We start from the raw sequence: 18,241 nt of genomic DNA on the forward strand, positions 1-18,241 counted from the left end.
TTAACTTTACAGCGAGTGAGGGTGGGAATAGCCGGCGGCGCCGAGCATCTGTTCCCAGCGAAGTAACTGTTCGGTCAGCAGCAGCTCGCGGTTAACGCCCACTACGCTGAGCAGCTGGTGACGGCAGTTCAGCCACTGCTGCACGATCTGCTGCAGCGAGGCGCTGCTCAGCAGGCTGGCCAGCTGATGCACCAGCGGTTGCTGATCCTGATTCAATACATAGTGATGCGCGCCTTGCTGCCACTTCATGGCGTCCACCAGCAGCGCGCACAGCCAGTGCAGGCGCTCAGCGACGTCTTCATGGTTCAGCACCGGCAGCAGCGACAGCATATCGCGCTGCGGCAGCGCGGCGCTCAACGCGGCGCACAGCGCGCTGCGCTGCTGCCACTGCTGCGGCTGCAACAGCTGTTCGGCGGCCAGCGGCGCGCCGTCGTGCATGCGCAGCGCCGTGAGGCGGTCCGTCTGAGAGCCGGCCGCCTGCCGGCCCAGCCACTGCAGGCTTAGGTGCTCCTCCGGGCTGGCCAAATGCCAGTACAGGCAGCGGCTGCGCAGCGTCGCCATCAGCCGCGACGGCTCACGGCAACCCAGCAGGAAATAGGTTTTCTCCGGCGGCTCTTCCAGCGTTTTAAGCAGCGCGTTGGCCGCCGCCTCGGTCAGCTGTTCCGCCTGCGGCAGCCAAATCACCTTGGCGCCGCCCTGCTGCGCGTGGGCATACAGCGTTTCAATCACCTGGCGGATCGGTTCGATGCCCAGGCTGCTCTTGCCCTTTTCCGGCGCCAGCACGTGATAATCCGGGTGGTTGCCCGCCAGCATCAGCCGACAGCTGTGACACTCGCCGCAGCTTTTTTCGCCGTTGCGCTGCTGACAGATCAACCAACGGCTCAGGCCATAGGTCAGCGCATCGTCACCATTGCCCGGCGCCGCGTGCAGCAGCAGCGCATGATGGCCGCGCCCCTCGGCGTACTGCCCAATCAGCTGGCGATAAGGGCCATTCAGCCACGGATACCAGTTCATTATGCGCCTTCCTGCTGCCGCAACCAGTGGCCGACGCAGTCGCGGATCGCCGCCGTCACCTGCTCCAGCGGCTGGGCAGCGTTAACGGTGACGATGGTTTCATCCTGCGCCGCCAGCTCGAGATAGCGCGCGCGGGTGCGTTCGAAGAACGGCAGCGCCTCCTGTTCAATGCGATCCAGCTGGCCGCGCGCCTGTGCGCGTTGCAGGCCGACCAGCGGCGGCAGATCGAGATAAACCGTCAGATCCGGGCGGAAATCCCCCAGCACGGTGTCGCGCAGCGAGGCCATCAGCTGCGGATCTACGCCACGGCCACCGCCCTGGTAAGCCTGTGAAGAGAGATCGTGGCGATCGCCCACCACCCAGGCGCCGCGCGCCAGAGCCGGTTTAATCACTGTTTCCACCAGCTGCACGCGCGCGGCGTACAGCATCAATACTTCGGCCTTGATGGTCGGCAATTCGCCGTCGATGCCGCGCTTGAACAGATCGCGCAGTTTCTCCGCCAGCGGCGTGCCGCCGGGTTCACGGGTGAAGACGATGTCGCTGACGCCGTGTTCGCGCAACACATTGACCACCGTATCGCGCGCGGTGGTCTTGCCCGCGCCTTCCAGCCCTTCGATAACAACGAATTTACTTTTCATTCTTTTCCTTTAACGCCTGACGGTACACGCGCACCGCCTGGTTATGACTCGCCAGATTGGTGGTGAAGGTATGCCCACCCTTGCCGTCGGCGACAAAATAGAGATATGGCGTTTTGGCCGGATTGGCGGCCGCCTGCAACGAGGCCTCACCCGGCATGGCGATCGGCGTTGGCGGCAGGCCGGCGATCACATAGGTGTTGTAAGGCGTCGGCGTCTCCAGATCCTTGCGCGTGATGCTGCCATTATAGCTTTCGCCCATGCCGTAGATCACCGTCGGATCGGTCTGCAGACGCATGCCGATGCGCAAGCGGTTGACGAACACCGACGCCACCTTGCTGCGCTCTTCCGGGACCGCGGTCTCTTTCTCGACGATCGAAGCCATGGTCAGCAGCTCCTCCGGCGTTTTGTACGGCAGGCTGGTGTCGCGGCCGGCCCAGGCGGCCTGCAGCGCTTTGTTCATGCGCACGTGCGCGCGTTTGAGCAGCGCGATGTCGCTCATGCCGGCGGTATACTGATAGGTATCCGGGTACAAATGCCCTTCCGGGGTTTCGCCCGCAGGAATGCCGAGCGCAGCGGCGATCTCCGCTTCGCTCTTGCCCGCCAGGGTGTGTTTCAGGTATTTGGACTGCTGCAACACCTGCTGCCAGTCACGCAGGCGTGAGCCTTCGATAAAGCGTGCGGTGAACTGTGCCTCTTTGCCGCTGGCCAACAGTTTCAGCATCTGACGCACCGTCATGCCCGGCGTGAACCGGTAGGTACCGGCTTTAAATTCCGCCAGCTCCGGCTCCAGCTTCAGCAGCCACTGGAACCAGCGGCCATTGTGCACCAATTTGTCGCGCACCAGTAACCCTTCGAGCGCTACCCGGCCAGTGCCGGCCGGCAGTTTGAAGATGGTCTCTTGCTGGATGGCCAGCGGCGTATCGGCAAAGCGTTCGATCTTCTGATAGCCCCAAAACAGCAGCGCCAATGCCAGAACAACAATAACAGACAGGACCTTCAGCTTTCTTTTCTTCATCAATTAGCCATGGTTAACAGTGTGGACGCAAAAAATCATACAGCTGACGCGAAGCATAACGCCATGATTGTGCAGCGTTTACCGGCAGCAACGGCATCAGTGCATTGCTCACCAGAACTTCGTCGGCATCGGCCAGCGTCTCCAGCGGTTCACTGACGCAATGCAGACGGTATTCCGAGCCCGCCAGCAGCGCGATCACTCGCCGCCGCATCAGGCCCGCGACGCCCGCCTGGCTCAGATCCGGGGTAAATACCGCTTTTCCCTTACGCCAGAACAAATTAGCCGCACAGCATTCCACCAGCATACCGGCAGTGTCAAGCACCAGCGCCTCGTCGGCGCCCGTCTGGTCAAGATGCGCGCGGATCAGCACCTGCTCCAGGCGGTTCAAATGCTTCAACCCCGCCAGCAGCGGATTGCGCGCCAGCGCCACCGGGCTGAGCGCAAGCGTAATGCCCTGCTCGCGCCACTGCAAATAGTGCGCAGGGTAGCTGCTGCGGGCAACAATGCGCGTCGGGTTCTCGCACCCGGTCGGGCTGTAACCCCGCCCACCGCTGCCGCGCGTCAGTATCGCTTTGACCACGCCGAGCGGAATTGATTCGGCCGCCAGCGCCATCTCGCGCTCGAAAGCCGCCCAATCGGTGGCGGGCAGCATCAGCCTCTGCGCCGCTTGCTTCAGCCGCTCCAGATGCCAGGGCAAAAGCTCGATTTTACCGTCGATAACCCGGGCAGTCGTAAAACAGCCATCGCCGAACTGCAGGCCGCGATCGCTCGGCGCCAGCGCGTCGTGGCGTTGTCCGTTAATCCAGTACATGCTTCCTCCTGTTGCCGGGTTATTTCATTACGCTCGCAGAATAGCAGGCGGCGAGGCAATACGCAGCCCTGCTGACGGCCGGACGCCAGGCGTAAAAAAGCCCGGTTAAAAAACCGGGCTTTCATCAGCGTTCGACAGCGCGAGTTACACTCGGCGGAAGATCAGCGAGCCGTTGGTGCCGCCGAAGCCGAAGGAGTTACACAGGGTGTACTCCATATCGCTGACCTGGCGCGCTTCGTGAGGCACGAAGTCCAGATCGCAACCTTCATCCGGGTTATCCAGGTTGATGGTTGGCGGTACCGCCTGATCGCGCAGCGCCAGCACGGTAAAGATGGACTCGATCGCGCCCGCCGCACCCAACAGGTGGCCGGTCATCGATTTGGTCGAGCTCACCAGCACGCGCTCTGCATCGGCGCCGAACACGGATTTCACCGCCTGCGCTTCCGCCTGGTCGCCCGCCGGCGTAGAAGTGCCGTGTGCGTTGATGTAACCGATTTGTGACGGGGTCACACCGGCGTCAAGCAGGGCATTTTCCATCGCCAGCGCAGCGCCAGCGCCGTTTTCCGGTGGTGACGTCATGTGATAAGCATCGCTGCTCATCCCAAAGCCAACCACTTCGGCGTAGATTTTCGCGCCGCGTTTTTTCGCGTGTTCGTACTCTTCGAGCACCATCATGCCGGCGCCGTCGCCCAGCACGAAGCCGTCGCGGTCTTTATCCCACGGACGGCTCGCCGCCTGCGGATTGTCATTACGGGTGGACAGGGCGCGCGCTGCGCCAAAGCCGCCGACGCCCAATGGGGTGCTGGCTTTCTCTGCCCCACCGGCCAGCATCACGTCCGCATCATTGTAGGCAATGATGCGCGCCGCATGGCCGATATTGTGCACACCTGAAGTACAGGCGGTGGCGATGGAAATGCTTGGGCCACGCATGCCGTACATGATTGTCAGGTGACCTGCAATCATATTCACAATGGTGGAAGGCACGAAGAACGGACTGATTTTCCGTGGGCCACCGTTAACCAGTGAACTGTGGTTTTCTTCAATCAAACCCAGGCCGCCGATGCCGGAACCGATCGCGGCTCCAATGCGGCTGGCGTTAGCCTCGGTGATGTCCAGACCTGCATCCTGCATGGCTTGCATGCCGGCAGCGATACCGTACTGGATAAAGGCGTCCATCTTGCGCGCATCTTTGCGAGAGATGAAATCCTCAGAATTAAAATTCTTTACCAGGCCAGCAAACTTGGTCGCATAGGCAGTGGTATCGAAATGGTCGATCAGGCTGATGCCACTCTGACCGGCAAGAAGAGCGTTCCACGTGGACTCTACCGTATTGCCGACAGGAGACAACATGCCCAGTCCGGTCACAACTACTCGACGCTTAGACACGTTTGTCCTCCAGGGAGGGAAAAATATGACACTAGGGATAGAAAAAACTTAGGCGGTCGAACGACCGCCTAGATATGTTCTCTTACTGCTGGCTAGCGTTGATGAAATCAATAGCTGCCTGAACAGTAGTGATCTTCTCAGCTTCTTCGTCTGGAATCTCGGTGTCGAATTCTTCTTCCAGTGCCATTACCAGCTCAACGGTGTCAAGAGAATCAGCGCCCAGATCTTCAACGAAAGAAGCGTTGTTCAAAACTTCTTCCTGTTTAACACCCAGTTGCTCAACAATGATTTTCTTAACGCGTTCTTCGATAGTGCTCATACTCTTAAATTTCCTATCAAAACTCGCTTTCGCGATGGTTTTCGTAGTGTATAAAATGCTGAAAAAGATGCAACTAAATCCCGGCTGGTCAAACCACGATTTTACGCTATTTTGCGGTTTTTGCCTCAAATAACGCAAATGGTTTTCACATTTTTTAAATCATGTACATGCCGCCATTGACATGTAACGTTTCACCGGTGATATAGCCGGCCTCATCAGAGGCCAAAAATGCAACAGCGCTGGCGATTTCTTTAGCATCGCCCAGCCGGTTGGCTGGAACTGATGACAAAATGCCTGCGCGTTGATCATCTGTCAACGCCCGTGTCATGTCCGTCTCAATAAAGCCAGGTGCCACGACGTTGACCGTAATGCCACGCGAAGCAACTTCACGTGCCAAAGATTTGCTAAAACCAATCAGACCGGCTTTAGCCGCCGCGTAGTTCGCCTGCCCTGCGTTCCCCATGGTGCCGACAACGGAACCGATGGTGATGATACGGCCAAACCGCTTTTTCATCATAGCGCGCATTACCGCTTTTGACAGGCGGAATACGGAAGTCAGGTTGGTGTCGAGGATATCCTCCCACTCATCATCCTTCATACGCATCAGCAGGTTATCACGCGTGATGCCGGCATTATTCACTAAAATGTCGATTTCGCCAAATTCGGCGCGAATCGATGCCAACACGCTGTCGATAGATTGCGCATCAACAACGTTCAACATAAACCCTTTGCCGTTTGCGCCCAGGTAGCCGCTGATCGCCTCAGCGCCGCTCTCGCTGGTCGCGGTGCCGATCACTTTGGCGCCGCGTGCTACAAACGTTTCTGCAATGGCTCGGCCAATACCGCGGCTCGCGCCGGTGACCAGAACGATTTTACCTTCGAAGCTCATCATTTTCCTCTTTATTGTTCAAGCGCCGCCGACAGGCTGGCGGTGTCGTTCACCGCCGCAGCCGTCAGGGTGTCAACAATACGTTTAGTCAGACCGGTCAGCACTTTGCCCGGCCCCACTTCCAGCAGCGACGTCACTCCCTGTGCTGCGATAAATTCTACGCTCTCGGTCCAACGCACCGGGCTGTACAGCTGACGCACCAGCGCGCTGCGGATCGCTTCAGGATCGTTTTCGGTGCGTACGTCGACGTTGTTCACCACCGGCACCTGAGGCGCGTTGAAGGTGATGTCCTGCAGCGCCACGGCCAGCTTGTCGGCGGCCGGTTTCATCAGCGCGCAGTGCGAAGGCACGCTCACCGGCAGCGGCAGCGCACGTTTGGCGCCCGCGGCTTTACAGGCGGCGCCCGCACGTTCAACCGCTTCTTTGTTGCCGGCGATGACCACCTGGCCCGGCGAGTTGAAGTTGACCGGAGAAACCACCTGCCCCTGCGCGGACTCTTCACACGCCTTGGCGATCGCGTCGTTGTCCAGACCGATGATGGCGTACATCGCGCCGGTGCCTTCCGGCACCGCTTCCTGCATCAGCTTGCCGCGCAGCTCGACCAGACGGATCGCCGCCTTGAAGTCCAGCACGCCGGCGCAGACCAGCGCCGAGTACTCGCCCAGGCTGTGGCCCGCCATCAGCGCAGGCACTTTACCGCCCTGCTGCTGCCAAACGCGGAAAATCGCCACCGAGGCGGCCAACAGAGCCGGTTGGGTCTGCCAGGTTTTGTTCAGTTCTTCCGCCGGACCTTGCTGCACCAGCTGCCACAGGTCGTAACCCAGGGCGGAAGAAGCCTCGCCGAAGGTTTCTTCGACGATCGGGAACTGTGCGGCCAACTCGGCCAGCATGCCAACGGTCTGCGACCCCTGGCCCGGGAAAACAAAAGCAAATTGCGTCATTTTTTCTTCCTGTCCAAATCAGAAACGAACCAGCGCCGAGCCCCAGGTAAAGCCGCCGCCGAAAGCTTCCAACAGCACCAGTTGACCACGCTGAATTCGCCCGTCGCGCACGGCTTCGTCCAGTGCGGAAGGCACCGAGGCGGCAGAAGTGTTGCCGTGACGATCGAGCGTCACCACCACTTTCTCCATCCCCATGCCCAGTTTTTTCGCCGTTGCGCTGATGATGCGCAGGTTGGCCTGGTGAGGCACCAGCCAATCCAGCTCGCTGCGATCCATGTTGTTGGCCTGCAGCGTCTCGTCGACGATGCGCGCCAGCTCGGTGACCGCAACCTTGAAGACTTCGTTGCCCGCCATGGTGACATAGGCCGGCTTGTCTTGATTCTGACGATCCTTGTAAGGCAGCGTCAGCAGGTTGCCGTAGCTGCCGTCGGCATGCAGATGAGTAGACAGAATGCCCGGCTCTTCAGACGCCCCCAGCACCACCGCACCCGCGCCATCACCAAACAGAATGATGGTGCCGCGATCTTCAGGATCCAGCGTGCGTGACAACAGATCTGCGCCGATCACCAACGCATGTTTGACCGCGCCGTTTTTCACGTACTGATCGGCCACGCTGAGCGCGTAAGTAAAGCCGGCGCAGGCCGCAGCCAGATCGAACGCCGCGCAGTCTTTGATACCCAGCATGTCTTGCACCAGGCACGCCGCGCTCGGGAACGCGTGCGTATTCGTGGTGGTGGCCACCACGATCAACCCGATGTCTTCTTTAGCCACACCTGCCATTTCCAGCGCTTTTTCAGCGGCCTGGAAGCTCATCGTCGCAACGGTTTCATCCGCGGCGGCGATGCGACGTTCGCGGATACCGGTACGCGTGACGATCCACTCGTCAGAGGTATCCACCATTTTTTCCAAATCAGCATTGGTGCGCACTTGTACGGGCAAATAACTCCCCGTACCGAGAATCTTTGTATACATGTACGATCAGTCACTCTTAGGTAATACAGCCTCAAGGCGCGCAGCAATCCTTTCCGGGACTTGCCGCTGCACCGCCTGCACAGCCTGTTCGATTGCGACTGCAAACGCGTGAGGGTTCGCAGCGCCGTGGCTCTTGACTACGGTGCTGCGCAATCCTAACAGACATGCGCCATTATACTGGTCGGGGTTCAGGTGGCCGAACCGCTTAACCACCCGTTTTTGCAACCAACGGCCCAACAATTTCAGCCACCACGCTCGCTTGTTTCCGTCGCCGGACGATTTCAGCAGCGATAAGAACACCCTGACCACCCCTTCCATGGTTTTCAGGGTGACGTTGCCCACGAAGCCATCACAAACCAACACGTCGGTCTTGCCGGTGAGCAGTTCGTTTCCTTCCAGGTAACCAATATAGTTGATTGCCGGAGTATTTTTTAGCACAGCGGCCGCTTCGCGGATATTATCCAGGCCTTTGGTCTCTTCTTCGCCAATATTCAGCAGCGCCACCCGCGGTTGCGCAATGCCGATCACCTCTTCCGCCATCACCGCACCCATCACGGCAAACTGCACCAGCATGGTGCTGTCGCACTCAACGTTGGCGCCCAAATCCAGCACCACGGTTTTGCTGCGTTGCTGGTTCGGGATCGCCGTCATCAGCGCCGGGCGCTCGATGCCTTCCAGCGGCTTGACCAACAGCTTCGCCAATCCCATCAGCGCACCGGTATTGCCGGCGCTGACGCACCCCTGCGCGTTTCCGCTGCTGAGTTGCTCGAGCGCAATGCGCATCGACGTACCGCGGCTGGCGCGTATCGCTTGTGAAGGTTTGGCGTCGCCGGCGATCACGGACTCGGCGGGCACGACTTGCAGACGCTCCAGAAGAACCGGATCGGCGTGGGCAAGCAAGGGAGAGATGACGTCGGGATTGCCGACCAGCAGGAGATGAAGCTGTAAATTAGAGGCCAGTGCCTGCAACGAAGCAGGCACTGTGACGCAGGGACCGAAGTCCCCGCCCATTGCATCTAACGCCAGGGTTAGACGAGTCAAGGTATCGCTACTTAGCCGATAACCTTGCGACCGCGGTAGAAACCGTCGGCAGTGATGTGGTGACGACGGTGAGTTTCACCGGATACTTTGTCTACAGACAGAGTAGTCGTGGTCAGAGCATCGTGAGAACGACGCATGCCACGCTTGGAACGGGTTGGTTTATTCTGTTGTACGGCCATGGACCTTACTCCTCAATTACTTACGCTTTAAACTGGCTAATACGGCAAACGGATTCGGTTTCTCCGCCTCGGGAGGCAGTTGGCCAAATACCATGTCCGCTTCGGACACTTCACAGTGTTCAGATTCATGTACCGGAACGACAGGCAGTGAAAGAATAATTTCGTCTTCAATCATTGCCAACAGATCGACTTCGCCAAACTCGTCAACTTCGATCGGTTCGTACGCTTCCGGTAATGCCTCAGCCTGCTCATCATTGACGACCGGGCTAAAACAATATGTTGTGTGAACCTGATGTTCGAACGGGACTCCACAGCGTTGGCACATCAACGTTACCGTGACGTCCGCATGCCCTGTTATCACCGCGAGGCGTTGATTGTCGATATTGAACGACAACGACACCTCGACATCACTGTCCACACTGACCACGGAGTCGGCAACACGAGTAACCTGCTCAGGCGCATAGACACCAGCATAGTCCAGGCGTTTCTGAGCGGTACGTACCGCATCAATGGTCAAGGGTAATTTTACCTTTTGCATAGGGCGCGCATATTAACTTTGTAACGACATAGAGTCAAAGAAAAAGGCCGTAAAACGGCTCCTTTCACCAATATTCGCTTCCACAGCGGCCGACAGTTTAAAATGCCGTACCCATTTACGCTACGGTTTGCGAAAAAAATTATGCAGAGATTGCTTTTAGCCTCCACCTCCCCCTATCGAAAAATGCTGCTGGAGAAGCTGCAGCTGCCGTTCGACTGCGCCGCGCCGGAGGTGGATGAAACCCCCTTGCCCGGCGAAAGCGCCGAAGCGCTGGTGCTGCGCCTGGCGGCGGCGAAGGCTCAGGCGTTGGCCCTCGCCTATCCCGAGCATCTGATCATCGGCTCCGATCAGGTCTGTGTGATCGATGGCGACATCACCGGCAAGCCCCATACCGAGCAAAACGCCCGCGCGCAGCTGCGGCAGGCCAGCGGCCAGGCCGTGACTTTCTATACCGGCCTGGCGCTGTACAACGGCCGCAGCAAGCAGCTGCAAGCCTTGTGCGAGCCGTTTCACGTGCATTTTCGCGCGCTAAGCGAAGCGGAGATAGCCGCCTATGTGCGTCTGGAGCAACCGCTGAACTGCGCAGGCAGTTTCAAGAGCGAGGGATTGGGGATCGCGCTGTTCGACAGGCTGGAAGGCCGGGATCCGAACGCCCTGATCGGCCTGCCGTTGATCGCGCTGTTGGACATGTTGCGGGCTGAAGGCATCAACCCGCTGGTGTGACGCAGATTACTTGGCCGCCTGCCGGCGCAGCACCTGCAGGCAGTGGCGCAGTTCTTCGTCCATCGGCGCTTCGATGCGCATCGTTTCGCCGGTGGCAGGATGCTCAAAGCGCAGCGCCGCAGCGTGCAGGAACAGCCGCTTCAGGCCGGTGCCCGCCAGTTGACGATCGAACTCGCGATCGCCATAGCGATCGTCAAAAGCGATCGGGTGCCCGGCATGCAGAGTGTGCACGCGGATCTGGTGAGTACGCCCGGTGATCGGGCTGGCCTTCACCAGGGTGGCGAATTCGTAACGCTCTTCTACCTTGAAGCGGGTTTCCGAAGGCTTGCCTTCGCTGTTGACGCGCACGATACGTTCGCCGCTTTGCAGAATATTTTTCAGCAGCGGCGCCTGTACGGCCTTGCAGTGCGATTGCCACTGGCCGCGCACCAGCGCCAGATAATCCTTCTGCATGCCCTTCAGCCGCAGTTGCTCATGCAGCGAACGCAGCGCGGAACGCTTCTTGGCCACCAACAGCACGCCGGAGGTATCGCGATCGAGCCGATGCACCAGCTCCAGGAAACGGGCTTCCGGGCGCAGCGCCCGCAGCCCTTCAATCACGCCGAAGCTCAGGCCGCTGCCGCCGTGCACCGCGGTGCCGGAAGGCTTGTTGAGGATCAGCAGGTGGTCATCTTCATACAGAATGCAGTCGGCCAGCGCCGCCACCTTATCCAGCTTGGCCGACACCGGCGTCTCTTCGCGCTCGGCCACCCGCACCGGCGGCACGCGCACCACGTCGCCGGCCGCCAATTTGTATTCGACCTTGATGCGCCCTTTATTGACCCGCACCTCACCTTTACGCACGATGCGATAAATCATGCTCTTCGGCACGCCTTTCAGGCGAGCGAGCAGAAAGTTGTCGATTCTCTGACCGGCTTCGTCGTCGGAAATCGTGATGAATTGTACTGCTGGATTGTTCGTTTTCATGGTGCGGGATTCTAAATAGAGCGCGTGAATAGCGCCACATCTTTTTCTGTGCTTAACTGTCTCTCTGACGGCGGGCGAAACCCCAGCGGACAATAAGGCAGCAAGCCGATTTGAACGTTTGCGATTTCTTCCGCAGTTAAGGAAAAGTCACCTTGCTATAACGGCATCAGCAGTGGAATAATGCAGTCACTTTCCGCGTTGATTCTCGTTAAACAGGGAAAACGGTGGAATTATAAAATTTGTCTGATCGCGCAAAAACGCAGCAATGGCGTAAGACGTAATGCGAAATCAAACAATTAGCGGGCTGCGGGTTGCAGCTTGGCCGGCAAATGGAATCAGATCTGTCGACGTAAATCAGAGGCTATTCCCATAGTAAAAGTGCTGTCTTTCACAAAGAAAAGCAGGCTTACCGAGATAATGCGCCCCTATGCAGGCGACAACCGTGAGGTTGACGACTTTGCGAGAAGACACGGGGCTTTCGGTTTAACTCCGGCCATGAGGTTATTTTGCCCGCAGCTTTGTCGATAATGTAAAAATAACGAGTAAGTTAAGATGAAAAGAATGTTGATTAACGCAACTCAGCAGGAAGAGTTGCGTGTTGCCCTCGTAGATGGACAGCGGCTGTATGATTTGGATATCGAAAGTCCGGGTCATGAGCAAAAAAAAGCGAATATTTACAAAGGCAAAATCACCCGCATTGAACCAAGTCTTGAAGCAGCGTTCGTGGATTACGGCGCAGAACGACATGGTTTCCTCCCCCTTAAAGAAATCGCCCGCGAATACTTCCCTAGCAATTACTCTTCCCATGGTCGCCCGAACATCAAAGATGTGCTGCGCGAAGGCCAGGAAGTCATTGTTCAGGTAGACAAAGAAGAACGTGGCAACAAAGGCGCCGCCTTGACCACCTTCATCAGCCTGGCGGGCAGCTATCTGGTGTTGATGCCGAACAACCCGCGCGCCGGCGGTATTTCTCGCCGCATCGAGGGTGACGATCGCACCGAGCTGAAAGAAGCGCTCTCTTCGCTGCAGCTGCCGGACGGCATGGGCCTGATCGTTCGCACCGCGGGCGTAGGCAAATCTGCCGACGCGCTGCAGTGGGATCTTTCCTTCCGTCTGAAGCACTGGGAAGCGATTAAAAAAGCCGCCGAAGGCCGCCCTGCGCCGTTCCTGATCCACCAGGAAAGCAACGTTATCGTGCGCGCCTTCCGCGACTACCTGCGCCCGGACATCGGCGAAATCCTGATCGACAACCCGAAAATTCTCGATCTGGCCAAAGAGCACATCGCTGCGCTGGGCCGCCCGGATTTCAGCAGCAAAATCAAACTGTACAGCGGTGAAATTCCCCTGTTCAGCCACTACCAGATCGAATCGCAGATCGAATCCGCCTTCCAGCGCGAAGTGCGCCTGCCGTCCGGCGGCTCGATCGTCATCGACAGCACCGAAGCGCTGACCGCCATCGACATCAACTCCGCACGCGCAACCCGCGGCGGCGACATCGAAGAAACGGCGTTCAACACCAACCTGGAAGCGGCGGACGAGATCGCTCGCCAGCTGCGCCTGCGCGACCTCGGCGGCCTGATCGTCATCGACTTCATCGACATGACGCCGGTACGCCACCAGCGCGAAGTGGAAAACCGCCTGCGTGACGCCGTGCGCCAAGACCGCGCGCGCATCCAAATCGGCCGCATCTCCCGCTTCGGCCTGTTGGAAATGTCACGTCAGCGCCTCAGCCCGTCGCTGGGCGAGTCCAGCCACCACGTATGCCCACGCTGTAACGGCACCGGCACCATTCGCGACAACGAATCGCTGGCGCTGTCCATTCTGCGCCTGATTGAAGAAGAAGCGCTGAAGGAAAACACCAAAGAAGTTCACGCTATCGTGCCGGTTCAGGTCGCTTCGTACCTGCTGAACGAAAAGCGCGAATCCGTCAGCGCGATCGAAAAACGCCAGGGCGGCGTGAAAGCCGTCATCGTGCCGAACGATCAGATGCAAACTCCACACTACTCTGTGCTGCGCGTACGCAAGGGCGAGGAAACCTCTACCCTCAGCTACCTGCTGCCGAAGCTGCACGAAGAAGACATGGAGCGCCCGCTGGAAGATGCGCCGATGGAACGCAAGCGTCCGGAGCAACCGGCCCTGGCTTCCTTCTCGCTGTCCGCCGATGCGCCGCCGCCGGCTGAAGAGCCCGTCGCCGTGGCCAAACCTGTCGCTGCCGCCGCCAAGGCGAAAGCCGCAGCGCCGGTCGCCGCCAAGCCGGGCTTCCTGGGCCGCCTGTTCGGTGGTCTGAAGAGCCTGTTCGCCGGTGAAGAACAACCTGCCGTCGAAGAAGCCAAACCGGCCGAAACGCCGAAAGCGGAAGGCAACGGTGAAAACCGTCGTCAGGATCGTCGCGGTCAGCGCCGCCAAGGCACCGGCCGTAAAGAGCGCGGTGAGCGTGGCGAACGTCCGGAACGCGGCGAGCGTAAAGAGCGCGGTGAAGGCCGTGACAATCGCGAGCGCGACAACCGTGAACCGCGTGAAAACCGTGAAGGCCGTGAATCGCGTGAGTCCCGCGATGAGCAGCGCCGTAACCGCCGCAACCAGCAGCAGAACGCGCCGGTAGCGGAGGAAACCGCTTCGGAAGAAAGCGCTAAAGCGCCGCGCGAAGATCAGCAGCAACGCCGTGAGCAGCGCGCTGAACGCCAGCGTCGCCGTCAGGAAGAGAAACGTCAGGCTCAGCAGGAAGTGAAAGCGCTGGAAAGCGTTGAAGCGGTCGAGAGCACCGACGAAGAGCAGGAAGAACGTCAGCAGCAGAACATGCAGCGCCGTCAGCGCCGCACGCTGACGCAGAAAGTGCGTATCCTGTCTGCCGAAGAAGAGCTGCAGCGCGCAGCGGAAGAGCTGTTGGCGCCGAAAGCGCCGGTAGCGAAAGCCGAAGACGTGCAGCCGACCGCCGACGACAGCGTCAAGCTGCTGCCGGAAACCGTTGCCGCACAGCCGGAAGACGATGCCCAGGGCGAAAGCCGCGGCAACGGCGAAGGCATGCCGCGCCGTTCCCGCCGTTCACCGCGCCACCTGCGCGTCAGCGGCCAGCGCCGCCGTCGTTACCGCGATGAGCGTTACCCGCTGCAATCTCCAATGCCGCTGGCGGGTGCCTTCGCTTCGCCGGAAATGGCATCGGGCAAAGTCTGGGTAAGCTACCCGGTCGCTCAGGTTGAAGAAGCCGAAGTGCAGACAGAAGCCGTAGAGCAGGCGCCGGTTGTCGCCGCAGCGGTTGAACAACACAACGTTGCCGTGGAAGAAACCCAGGCCGCGGCCAGCGTCAACGAACCGGCACCAGAAGCCGCCGTTGAAACTGCCGCCGTTACCGTCACGGAAGAAGCTGCAGCCGTAGCGCCTGTCGTTGCTATCCCGGCCGAGGAAACCCCGGCGCCGGCGGAAGCCGCGGTTGAAGAGCCGAAAGTGGAAGAGACTGCCCCGGCAGTGGAATCCGAGCCGGTAGTTGAAACCGTTGCTGCAGAGCCTGTAGTTGAAGCTAAGTCGGTGGAGGACGAGCCTGTGGTCGAAACTGCGCCGGTAGAAGCCGAGCCGGCGGAAGAAACGCCAGTGGTAGAAGCTGCACCTGCGGCGGCAGCCGTGGAAGCCGCTCCGGTGGAAACAGCCCCTGCGCCAGTGGTTGCTCAGCAGCCGGCGCCGGTGAAAGCCGTGCAGAACGTGCTGTACAAACACATCGCCACTGCGCCGATGACCAAAGCGCCGGCACCAGCCTATGTGCCGGAAGAACGCAAGCACAGCGACTGGCAGCGCCCTTCCTTCAACTTCGAAGGCAAAGGCTCCGCAGGCGGCCATTCGGCGGTAAGCCAGGCGACCGCGCCGGCCACCAAACCGCAGCCGGTTAACGAATAAGTTAATCTGCAACCCTAAAAAAACCCGCCATCGGCGGGTTTTTTCTTGCCTGTAAAATACTCAGGCGATCTTCTTCAGTTTTTTGATGTCCAGAACATCCAACTTGCCGTCAAGCCGGCTGACGAACTGCTGAAAATGCGCCGTCTCATTATGCTTATCCAGCGCTTCGCTGCTGGCCCAACGCTCAAAGAACACGAAAACACCCGGCTTTTCCAGATCGCGATGCAAGTCATATTGCAGGTTGCCCAACTCCTGGCGGCTCGGCTCGATAATGTCGTGCACCGCTTCGCTGACGGCGGCTTCAAATCCCGCTTTCGCTTGCAGGGTGGCGATAATGCGTACTTCCATTGCTTTCTCCCTTTCCACTTGATGAAGGTCGACGGTATTGGCGTCGGCATCGTTGAAATCCCGGTTACTATGCGCCCGCCGCGCTATTGATTTCAACTTGTCGGCAACAAACAGATGCATCTGCGGCACTTTCCGCTTATCCTTACACCCCGGCGTGAATAAACCCATTATTCGCTTTTCATTAGACGTATTTGACCGCCGGAGCCTAGCTAGATGACCGCACAACCTCAAGTTCTGAAAATCCGCCGCCCAGACGACTGGCATATCCACCTGCGTGACGATGAAATGCTGAAAACGGTGGTGCCCTATACCAGTCAGGTATTTGGCCGGGCGATCGTGATGCCGAACCTGGTTCCGCCCGTAACGACCGTAGCCGCCGCGCGCGCCTACCGCGATCGCATTCTGGCGGCGGTCCCGCAGGGGCACAACTTCACTCCGCTGATGACCTGCTACCTGACCAACTCCCTGGCGGCCAGTGAACTGGTCAACGGCTTCGAGCAAGGGGTGTTTACTGCCGCCAAGCTGTATCCGGCTAACGCCACCACCAACTCCAGCCACGGCGTGAGCGACGTGACCGGTATTTACCCGCTGTTCGAACAGATGCAAAAAATCGGCATGCCTTTGCTGATCCACGGCGAAGTGACCGATCCCGCCGTCGATATCTTCGACCGCGAGGCGCGCTTTATCGAACAGGTGATGGAACCGATTCGTCAGCATTTCCCTGAGCTGAAGATCGTCTTCGAGCACATCACCACCAAGGAAGCGGCGCAATATGTGCAGGCAGGCAATCGTTTCCTCGGCGCCACTATCACGCCGCAGCACCTGATGTTCAACCGCAACCACATGCTGGTCGGTGGCATTCGCCCTCACCTGTTCTGCTTGCCGATCCTTAAGCGCAATGTCCACCAGGAAGCGCTGCGTCAGGCGGTGGCCAGCGGCTCGGACCGCTTCTTCCTTGGCACCGACTCCGCGCCGCACCTCAAGCACCGTAAAGAGTCCAGCTGTGGCTGCGCCGGTTGCTTCAACGCGCCGAATGCCATCCCGGCTTACGCCGCCGTGTTCGAACAACTCGGCGCGTTGGAGCACTTTGAAGCCTTCTGCTCGCTCAACGGCCCGCGCTTCTATGGCCTGCCGCTCAACGAAGACTTCATCGAACTGCAGCGCGTGCCAACCACCCAGCCGGAAGAGATCGCCCTCGGCAATGAATCCGTGATCCCCTTCCTGGCGGGTGAAACCCTGAACTGGTCGCTGAAAGACTGATATTTTTGCTTCGCCCTCTTGCCCCCGCACTCGGTTAACTGTATAAATAAACAGTAAATCGCTTCGGGGGCAATTATGCGTGTTGAAGTCACTATAGATAAAACCCGGCCGCTGCCGGCGGGCGCCATTGAGGCGCTGACCGGAGAACTGGGCAAGCGGGTCAACCGCCAGTTTCCAGACGCCGTCGTGCACGTACGTTATGCCGGCGCCAACGGGCTCTCCGTGCTGGGGGGCGCCAAAACCGACCGGGATCTGATCGAGGAAATCCTTCAGGAAACCTGGGAAAGCGCAGACGAATGGTTTAGCGCAGAATAACACTGCAATGCTGTTTTTGCCGGGGGTCGCTCTCCGGCTTTTTTGTTTCTGGCGCCCTGCCCATTCATCGCTTACCCTTACTCTGGAACAAAATCCGCCTCAGCGCTGTATTTAACGCAAAGGAGTAAGCATGGCCCCGGACAAGGTGAAATCCGAAGACGCAATGACGTTTGGCGAACTGCTGGCGCTGATAGCCGATCAGAAAAGGCGCTTGAACGTACTGGAAGTGGCTTTTTCTTATCTGGCCTTCAGCCTGGATGACAAAGCCAACCAACGGCTGATCCACAGCCTGAAGCTGGAATCGCACAGCCAGAATCGCGATGCCGAAACGCAAAAACATTTCGCCCATTTGGCCGAAGAGCTGGAAAAATGTCTGCATGGTGCATCGCCACCTGCCGACGCGGAATAACGCGCTGCGCTCTGCTCATCCACTGCTGCACATACAAATTTGTAGAATAATTGTTCAAATAAATATTTATTTTGCAAATTTCGGTGACAACCCTCTCCACCGATGAAAGCGGATGCGTATACTGTAATTGCTCTCATGATGATGAGCCGCATTGATCCTCGTTAGTCACTCACGGTAGTTACTACTCAATAAGGGGTCTTTATGGACAGAAATGATGAAGTAATTCAGACGCACCCGCTTGTCGGTTGGGATATCAGTACTGTCGACGTTTACGACGCCATGATGATACGCCTTCATTACCTGTCTTCACTAGACCAAACGCCCGAAGAAGCCCAAGTAGACCGAACGCTTTGGCTGACTACAGATGTCGCCCGTCAATTAATCAATATTTTAGAGGCCGGCATCGCCAAGATTGAAGCTACGGATTACCAGGATCTTGATCGCAGAAAACATTGATTCATCGTCCCCTAACCCTAAGGCGCCGTGACCGTTCCCGGCGCCTTTTTCTTTGCCTTTCACCGTTCAATCAGTGCATTGCGCTCGCCAACCTTTTATCATGGGGCGATAAGCAATTGCTATCAGAGAGGGTGGG

General features: G+C 58.6%; 20 protein-coding genes. 6 read left to right on the forward strand and 14 right to left on the reverse strand.

Features of this window, described 5'->3' with window-relative positions; genetic code table 11:
* Positions 1-6: 6 nt before the first annotated feature.
* The 12 genes from holB to yceD form a co-directional block, all read right to left on the reverse strand.
* Positions 7-1,014 (reverse strand): DNA polymerase III subunit delta', encoded by a 1,008-nt coding sequence (gene holB, locus ACJ8OK_RS12600; RefSeq protein ID WP_060559208.1) that lies wholly within the window; start codon positions 1,012-1,014, stop codon positions 7-9.
* Complete coding sequence (gene tmk / locus ACJ8OK_RS12605) at positions 1,014-1,652, reverse strand: dTMP kinase (RefSeq protein WP_033633352.1); 639 nt, start codon at positions 1,650-1,652, stop codon at positions 1,014-1,016. Before tmk ends, holB begins: the two co-directional genes overlap by 1 nt.
* On the reverse strand, positions 1,642-2,667 hold the full coding sequence (mltG, locus tag ACJ8OK_RS12610; protein WP_033633353.1) for an endolytic transglycosylase MltG: 1,026 nt from the start codon (positions 2,665-2,667) through the stop codon (positions 1,642-1,644). The genes tmk and mltG overlap by 11 nt, the downstream gene beginning before the upstream one ends.
* A gap of 13 nt (positions 2,668-2,680) precedes the next feature.
* Positions 2,681-3,478: an aminodeoxychorismate lyase gene (pabC, locus tag ACJ8OK_RS12615; protein WP_033633354.1), complete on the reverse strand. Its 798-nt coding sequence runs from the start codon at positions 3,476-3,478 to the stop codon at positions 2,681-2,683.
* 144 nt (positions 3,479-3,622) lie between these two features.
* On the reverse strand, positions 3,623-4,864 hold the full coding sequence (fabF, locus tag ACJ8OK_RS12620; RefSeq protein WP_033633355.1) for a beta-ketoacyl-ACP synthase II: 1,242 nt from the start codon (positions 4,862-4,864) through the stop codon (positions 3,623-3,625).
* An 82-nt stretch (positions 4,865-4,946) separates the two neighbouring features.
* Positions 4,947-5,183: an acyl carrier protein gene (acpP, locus tag ACJ8OK_RS12625; protein WP_004719003.1), complete on the reverse strand. Its 237-nt coding sequence runs from the start codon at positions 5,181-5,183 to the stop codon at positions 4,947-4,949.
* 154 nt (positions 5,184-5,337) lie between these two features.
* On the reverse strand, positions 5,338-6,072 hold the full coding sequence (fabG, locus tag ACJ8OK_RS12630; protein WP_004928729.1) for a 3-oxoacyl-ACP reductase FabG: 735 nt from the start codon (positions 6,070-6,072) through the stop codon (positions 5,338-5,340).
* Between the two features lie 11 nt (positions 6,073-6,083).
* A complete protein-coding gene (gene fabD / locus ACJ8OK_RS12635) occupies positions 6,084-7,013 on the reverse strand; it encodes an ACP S-malonyltransferase (protein ID WP_033633356.1) in 930 nt (309 codons plus the stop codon).
* A gap of 18 nt (positions 7,014-7,031) precedes the next feature.
* On the reverse strand, positions 7,032-7,985 hold the full coding sequence (locus tag ACJ8OK_RS12640) for a beta-ketoacyl-ACP synthase III (protein ID WP_033633357.1): 954 nt from the start codon (positions 7,983-7,985) through the stop codon (positions 7,032-7,034).
* A gap of 6 nt (positions 7,986-7,991) precedes the next feature.
* On the reverse strand, positions 7,992-9,026 hold the full coding sequence (gene plsX / locus ACJ8OK_RS12645) for a phosphate acyltransferase PlsX (protein WP_004928717.1): 1,035 nt from the start codon (positions 9,024-9,026) through the stop codon (positions 7,992-7,994).
* 11 nt (positions 9,027-9,037) lie between these two features.
* On the reverse strand, positions 9,038-9,205 hold the full coding sequence (gene rpmF, locus ACJ8OK_RS12650; RefSeq protein WP_004927778.1) for a 50S ribosomal protein L32: 168 nt from the start codon (positions 9,203-9,205) through the stop codon (positions 9,038-9,040).
* A 16-nt stretch (positions 9,206-9,221) separates the two neighbouring features.
* Complete coding sequence (gene yceD / locus ACJ8OK_RS12655) at positions 9,222-9,743, reverse strand: 23S rRNA accumulation protein YceD (protein ID WP_004927780.1); 522 nt, start codon at positions 9,741-9,743, stop codon at positions 9,222-9,224.
* A 141-nt stretch (positions 9,744-9,884) separates the two neighbouring features.
* On the opposite strand from yceD, the gene ACJ8OK_RS12660 reads away from it, so the two are divergent.
* Positions 9,885-10,466, forward strand: coding sequence for a Maf family protein (locus ACJ8OK_RS12660; RefSeq protein ID WP_166729826.1), 582 nt, complete (start codon positions 9,885-9,887; stop codon positions 10,464-10,466).
* Positions 10,467-10,472: 6 nt separating this feature from the next.
* On the opposite strand, the gene rluC is transcribed toward ACJ8OK_RS12660, so the two are convergent.
* Complete coding sequence (gene rluC, locus ACJ8OK_RS12665) at positions 10,473-11,432, reverse strand: 23S rRNA pseudouridine(955/2504/2580) synthase RluC (RefSeq protein WP_015377448.1); 960 nt, start codon at positions 11,430-11,432, stop codon at positions 10,473-10,475.
* A gap of 552 nt (positions 11,433-11,984) precedes the next feature.
* Here rluC and rne point away from each other — a divergent pair.
* Positions 11,985-15,317 carry a ribonuclease E gene (gene rne / locus ACJ8OK_RS12670; RefSeq protein WP_411750217.1) on the forward strand — a complete coding sequence of 1,111 codons (3,333 nt, stop codon included), beginning with the start codon at positions 11,985-11,987 and terminating at the stop codon, positions 15,315-15,317.
* A gap of 60 nt (positions 15,318-15,377) precedes the next feature.
* Here the strand turns inward: rne and ACJ8OK_RS12675 are convergent, their stop codons facing one another.
* On the reverse strand, positions 15,378-15,665 hold the full coding sequence (locus ACJ8OK_RS12675; RefSeq protein ID WP_082996851.1) for a putative quinol monooxygenase: 288 nt from the start codon (positions 15,663-15,665) through the stop codon (positions 15,378-15,380).
* Between the two features lie 213 nt (positions 15,666-15,878).
* Between ACJ8OK_RS12675 and pyrC the strand changes: the two genes are divergently transcribed.
* From pyrC to bssS, 4 genes are all read left to right on the forward strand, one after another.
* The gene (gene pyrC, locus ACJ8OK_RS12680; RefSeq protein WP_004927803.1) at positions 15,879-16,925 is read left to right on the forward strand and encodes a dihydroorotase; all 1,047 of its coding nucleotides are present in this window, start codon (positions 15,879-15,881) and stop codon (positions 16,923-16,925) included.
* A gap of 75 nt (positions 16,926-17,000) precedes the next feature.
* Positions 17,001-17,240 (forward strand): DNA damage-inducible protein I, encoded by a 240-nt coding sequence (gene dinI / locus ACJ8OK_RS12685; RefSeq protein ID WP_015377444.1) that lies wholly within the window; start codon positions 17,001-17,003, stop codon positions 17,238-17,240.
* A gap of 130 nt (positions 17,241-17,370) precedes the next feature.
* On the forward strand, positions 17,371-17,649 hold the full coding sequence (locus ACJ8OK_RS12690; protein WP_004927809.1) for a hypothetical protein: 279 nt from the start codon (positions 17,371-17,373) through the stop codon (positions 17,647-17,649).
* A 201-nt stretch (positions 17,650-17,850) separates the two neighbouring features.
* The gene (gene bssS / locus ACJ8OK_RS12695) at positions 17,851-18,105 is read left to right on the forward strand and encodes a biofilm formation regulator BssS (RefSeq protein ID WP_004927812.1); all 255 of its coding nucleotides are present in this window, start codon (positions 17,851-17,853) and stop codon (positions 18,103-18,105) included.
* Positions 18,106-18,241 lie beyond the last annotated feature (136 nt).

The organism is Serratia sp. CY71090, from assembly GCF_052166845.1.
Lineage (GTDB): Bacteria > Pseudomonadota > Gammaproteobacteria > Enterobacterales > Enterobacteriaceae > Serratia > Serratia nematodiphila.